A 5,335-nucleotide genomic window follows, 5' to 3' on the forward strand; every position below is an offset into this window, starting at 1 on the left:
TCGGATAAAATTTCTTTAAATTTAGCCATTTCGCCCCTTATTTTGGGCACTATTGTATCAAAAAAAAGTAAGAATAGCTCTAAATTTGATATAATTTGAACGAAAAATTTACGAAAGGAAACGCCTTGAGCCAAAACCAAAACTCGCACGCAAGCCCGCAGATCGCGATCATCGGCACCACAGCAAGCGGCAAAAGCGATCTTGCGCTAAGCCTCGCGCGCGAAATAAGCGCCGTGATTTTAAGCCTCGATTCGCTCTGCATTTACCGTGGGATCGATATCGCAAGCGCTAAACCAAGCGAGGAGCAGCTGCGCGAGATCAAGCACTTCGGCGTAAATTTAATCTACCCAAACGAGTACTTTAGCGTCGGCGAGTTTATCAAAGAATACGCAGCCGCGCGGGCTTTCGCGGAGCGTAGCGGCGCGCCTTTGATAATCACCGGCGGCAGCGGATTTTATCTAAAAGCGATGCTAAGCGGGCTGGCGCCGAAGGTTCCCGATTTTAAAAGCGAAATTTCAAACGATGAAATTTACGCTCTAGCGCAGCAGATCGATCCGGAGTTTGCCGCAAAGCTTAGCGCGGCGGACAGCTTTCGGTTAAAAAAATGGCTAAGCATCTATAAATTTTGCGGCGAGGCGCCGAGTAAATTTCTGCGCGAAAACACCGCCCCGCCCGTTATTTCGGATATTAAAATTTTTGAGATCGACGCGCCTAAGCAGTGGCTTGCAGGACGCATCGAAGCGCGCACAAAGGCGATGTTTGAGCGCGGACTTTTGGAGGAGGCGGAGTTTTTATTTGCTCGCTACGGCGCGGAGTGCAGGGCGCTAGGTTGCATCGGGCTAAAGGAGTGCGGGCAGCTTTTGCGCGGGCAGATCTCGCGGGCGCAGTGCGAGCAGCTCGTAAGCCTACACACGGTACAGCTTGCAAAGCGCCAACGCACCTTCAACCGCTCGCAGTTCGCGGATAAAATTTCAGCGCCGCCGCAAGAGCTGGAGCGTGAAATTTTAAAGCTCCTCCGCCGTGAGATTTAAAATCGAAATTTATCAAAATTTGTGTGTTTGCTAGGAAACAATGGGGCAAGGAAGTGGAAATTTTAGATTTAAATTTACCGCAAAAGATCGCGTCTTTGAAATTTTACGTGGCGCGCCAAGGTCTCGTGCGGCGCGGAATTTCGATTAAATTTAATCGCCTTCGCAAATATCAAAGCTAAATTTATCGTTATCAAGCCTATCAAAATTTTGATTTTCCGCGCCTGCGTTACGCTTGAAAATAAAGGCGTAGCCCTATTTCTCGAAGTGCTGCGAGCTGTTTTTTAGCCCAACGACGCAAAGCTCGTAAGTGCCGCTTTGCAAGCCAAGTTTGAGCGTGGAATTAAATTTTTGTATCTTGCCCGCAGCGCCGCTTTGACACTCATGGCTAACTCGCCGTTTTTTAAAGCTGTACTGCAAAGTATCGAAGCTCGCTAGGACCGCGGAGCCGCTTTGCGGAGCGAAATACAGCCTATCGCGCTTGAAAGCTACTTCGTAGCCCGAAGGCGGCGTAAACTCCTCATCCGTGCAAACGAAGATCTCGTAGCTGCGCACCGTAAGCGGATAAAAGGGCAGAATTTTAGCGCTCTTTACGGCGTCATAAAACAGCTGCTCGTGCGCGTCCCAGTAGCTTAGAAGCTTTTTGCTCTGCATTTTCGCTCCTTTAAAAACTCGCTCAAATCATGCACGTCAAGCAGCGCAAAGCCGTAGCCGCCTAGCTCGCCCAAAAACATATCTCTCCTTGTTGGCAAAGCGCGATGGGTTCAATTCGCGCTTAAAATTTTAGCTCAATACCCGCTTAAAAAGACGAAATTATTTACCGCGCCGGTTAGGAATTTCACCAAAAACGGCGCCAGCACGCATGCCACGCTAGCTAGCACGACGGCAAATTTTATCTGCACCGAGACCGCGCTCAGCGAGCCGTCAAGTTCCGCGTCCTTTCGCGGCTCGTGCAAAAACATACGCACGATGAGGCGCAGGTAGTAATACAGCGCGAGCGCGCTATTTACCGCCATGATGACGGCAAGGGCGAAGTAGCCCGAATTGACCGCGGCGCTTAGCAGATACATCTTGCCCCAAAACACGCTAAACGGCGGAATGCCCGCAAGCGAGAGCATAAAGATCGCCGCGCATAGCGCAAAGAGCGGATGGGTGCGGATCAGCCCGTCAAATTTTTCAAACGGATGCTCAAAGCGAACTGTAAATTTAGAGCTTTGCGCGCAAATTTCGGCGCCGGGCTCGCAAGTTTCAGTGCCGAAAGGGATCACTTCCGCGCCGAGCTCGCTCGCTTTAAAATTTTGCTCGCTTTCTTTGGAATTCTGCTCGCCTACTTTAAAATTCTGCTCGCTTGCTTTAAAGCTCCGCTCATTACAAGTTAAATTTTGTCCGTTCTCGCTCAAATTTAACTCGCTGGCGGAGACCGGCTCGTGATTTTGCGAAAAAGAAAGCTTTGCGTTTGAGATAAAATTCCCCTCATCCTCGCCGTTTGCATTTAAATTTAAAGCGGGGCTTTGGGTTTTAAATTTTAAATTTAACGAGCGCGCGCGCCTTTGCCGTACGCACCAGATGAACGCAAACGCCCCGAGGTTCGCCACGGCGTATAGTATCCAGTAGGTAAAAAGTGCGGCATTTGCCTGCGTCGAGCCGATCACGATCGCGCAGAGCACGAAGCCAGCGTGCGAAACGGAGCTGAAAGCGAGCATCCGCTTGACGTCGCGCTGCACGAGCGCCATGAGGTTTGCTAGACTCATCGTAAGCACCGCTACGGCGTAGAGCACGATATTTAGCCACTGCACGCCGATGCTTTGCAGCGCTTCAAATAGCCTGATCGCCACGACAAAGCCCGCGATCTTGGGCACGACGGACAAAAAGCCCGCCATAGCCGAGCTCGCACCCTCGTAAACGTCGGGCGTCCAGGTGTGAAACGGGATCAGCGAGAGCTTAAATCCTATCGAGACGATCATAAATGAGCAAGCGGCGAAAAGCAGGACGTTGGTTTGTAAATTTGAACTCTTAGCGATCTGCGCGATATTTGAAATTTCCATAGAGCCGGTCGATAGAAAAAACATCGCCGCGCCGAATGCGAAAAAGCCCGATCCCAGCGCGCCCATTATGAAGTATTTTAGCGCCGCTTCGACCGATCTAGCGCGGTTATGAAGTGCGATTAGCGTATAAAGCGCCAGCGAGCCCGTCTCAAGCCCAACGAGGATCATCATTAAGCTTTCGCTCGCGACCATAAACTCATAGCCCACGAGCACGAATAAAAACAGCACGAAAAACTCCGCCGTGTGGTACTCGTGCGCGCTTCTTGCGCCCAAAGACAAAAAGATGAAAAATATCGAGCCCGCGAGCATAATAAGCATCGATAGCGTCGCGATTCCATCCACCAGCATCACGTCAAAAAGCCCGCGTATGCCGCTGTTGTATCCAAAAACGAGCCCGAAGCCCAGAGCTAGCGCCAGTATCGTGATGACGGCGTAAAATTTATACGATAGTGCGCGGGCAAAAAGCGAAACTGCGAGCATCAGCAGGGCAAACCCTCCAAGTATCGCCATAGGCGCGATCGAGGCTAAATTTAAAAGATTATTTTGCATCGCTTCTTACCTTAAAATTTGCTTTTTCCATATAGGCGCGAGTCGCGGTTTGCGAGGCTTTGTTAAACATCAGCTCAAGGCTTTGCGTCACGCTAGGCTCGATACTCTTTAGCATCAAATTCGGCGCGACGCCGAGCACTACCACCAGCACGCAGATCGGGACGATAGAGCAAAGTTCGGTTCTGTTTAGATCGCTTAGCTTTTTATTTTCCTCATGCACAAGAGCGCCGAAGAAGGTCTTTTTATAAAGGTTCATCGAATAGATCGCGCCCATTATTATGCCGAGTCCGCCCAAAAGCGCGTAGCTAAAGCTTATTTTAAAAATCCCCGCAAGGCTTAGGAATTCTCCCACGAAGCCGATCGTAAGCGGAAGTCCTATCGAGCCTAGCAGCACGACGCAAAAACAAAACGCATAAAGCGGCATCACTCGCGCAAGCCCACCGAACTCGCTGAAAAGCTTCGTATGCTTGCGGTCGTATAAAAAGCCAACGAGCATAAAAAGCCCGCCGCTTACGATACCGTGGCTTATCATCAAAAATACCGCGCCGCTCATCCCTTCGCGGCTCATTGAAAAAATTCCTAGCATTATGACGCCCATATGCGCGATCGAGCTATACGCGATAACCTGTTTGATATCCTTCTGAGCAAAGGCGATGAAGCTCGCATAGATGATCATAACGATCGCTACGGCGCACATCATCCCGCTAAAATGCACGCTCGCATCCGGAAATAGCGGCAGCGAAAATCGCACGAAGCCGTATGTGCCCATCTTAAGAAGCACGGCGGCAAGCAGAACCGAGCCTATCGTAGGGGCCTGACCGTGCGCGTACGGAAGCCAGGTATGAAAAGGAAAGCAAGGCGTCTTGATCGCAAAAGCGACCGAAAATGCCAAAAATAGAGGAATTTGCGTACTAAGCGGCAGCGATAGGCTCTGCCAGTTTAGGATATTAAAGCTATACTCGCCCGTAGCCTCGTGATAGAAATAGCTCATCGCTACGAGTCCTACGAGCAGAAACATCGAACCTAGAAAGGTGTAGATGAAAAATTTTACCGCGGCGTAAATTCTCTTGCCGCTGCCCCACGCGCCGATGATATAGAGCATCGGAATAAGCGAAAGCTCCCAAAAGATGTAAAACAAAATCGCATCCAGCGCCACGAAAACGCCCACCATCGTCATCTCTAAAAACAGAATGCAGATGATTAAATTTTTGGCGCGCTCTTTAATGCTTAGACTAAGCAGCGCCAAAAATGTAACCAGCGTGCTTAGGATCACCAAAAACAGCGAAATTCCGTCCACGCCGATGAAGTAGTTGATGCCGTATTCGCTTATGAAAGGGTGCAGCACGCTAAATGCGATGCCGTCCACCGGCTCGTAGAGTATCCACAAAACGAGTGAAAGCACGAACTCTATAAAGCTCATCGTAACGGCGTAGGTCTTGATGCTCGCTTCGTCGATCAAAAAACCTAAAACCGCAGCTACCGCCGGAAAAAATATAACCAAACTTAAAAAGTATTCCATGCCCACCTCACAGCGCAAACGCTAAAATCAGCAAAATGAAAGATCCCAAAACCATCCACCTTAAATTTGCGCTCAAATCTCCGCTATTGCTCGCGCGATCCGCACCTTCGCCGCCTTTTACCGCGATGCGAGCGATCAGATCGACGCTGGCGTCTATGATCGCGCCGTCGCATTTAGCGCAGATCTCGCTAAGC

At 50.0% G+C, this 5,335-nt stretch carries 5 protein-coding genes; 1 reads left to right on the forward strand and 4 read right to left on the reverse strand.

Annotation, left to right across the window (positions count from 1 at the left end; all coding sequences use genetic code 11):
- Positions 1 to 125: 125 nt before the first annotated feature.
- Entirely contained in the window at positions 126 to 1,031 is a 906-nt protein-coding gene (gene miaA, locus Q0614_RS08590; RefSeq protein ID WP_298788037.1) for a tRNA (adenosine(37)-N6)-dimethylallyltransferase MiaA, read from the forward strand.
- Positions 1,032 to 1,283: 252 nt separating this feature from the next.
- Here the strand turns inward: miaA and Q0614_RS08595 are convergent, their stop codons facing one another.
- The 4 genes from Q0614_RS08595 to Q0614_RS08610 form a co-directional block, all read right to left on the reverse strand.
- Positions 1,284 to 1,682 (reverse strand): hypothetical protein, encoded by a 399-nt coding sequence (locus Q0614_RS08595; RefSeq protein WP_298788039.1) that lies wholly within the window; start codon positions 1,680 to 1,682, stop codon positions 1,284 to 1,286.
- Positions 1,683 to 1,816: 134 nt separating this feature from the next.
- Positions 1,817 to 3,622 carry an NADH-quinone oxidoreductase subunit N gene (locus Q0614_RS08600; RefSeq protein WP_298788040.1) on the reverse strand — a complete coding sequence of 602 codons (1,806 nt, stop codon included), beginning with the start codon at positions 3,620 to 3,622 and terminating at the stop codon, positions 1,817 to 1,819.
- On the reverse strand, positions 3,612 to 5,141 hold the full coding sequence (locus Q0614_RS08605) for an NADH-quinone oxidoreductase subunit M (RefSeq protein ID WP_298788041.1): 1,530 nt from the start codon (positions 5,139 to 5,141) through the stop codon (positions 3,612 to 3,614). Before Q0614_RS08605 ends, Q0614_RS08600 begins: the two co-directional genes overlap by 11 nt.
- Before the next feature lie 7 nt (positions 5,142 to 5,148).
- Positions 5,149 to 5,335: hypothetical protein (locus Q0614_RS08610; protein ID WP_298788043.1), on the reverse strand; the 187-nt coding region annotated here is incomplete at its 5' end.

It is taken from the genome of uncultured Campylobacter sp. (assembly GCF_937997595.1).
Lineage (GTDB): Bacteria > Campylobacterota > Campylobacteria > Campylobacterales > Campylobacteraceae > Campylobacter_B.

Coding starts and splice junctions, on each gene's coding strand:
- Q0614_RS08605 (WP_298788041.1), bottom strand. CDS start 5,141: ATGGAATACTTTTTAAGTTTGGTTATATTTTTTCCGGCGGTAGCTGCG.
- Q0614_RS08595 (WP_298788039.1), bottom strand. CDS start 1,682: ATGCAGAGCAAAAAGCTTCTAAGCTACTGGGACGCGCACGAGCAGCTG.
- Q0614_RS08600 (WP_298788040.1), bottom strand. CDS start 3,622: ATGCAAAATAATCTTTTAAATTTAGCCTCGATCGCGCCTATGGCGATA.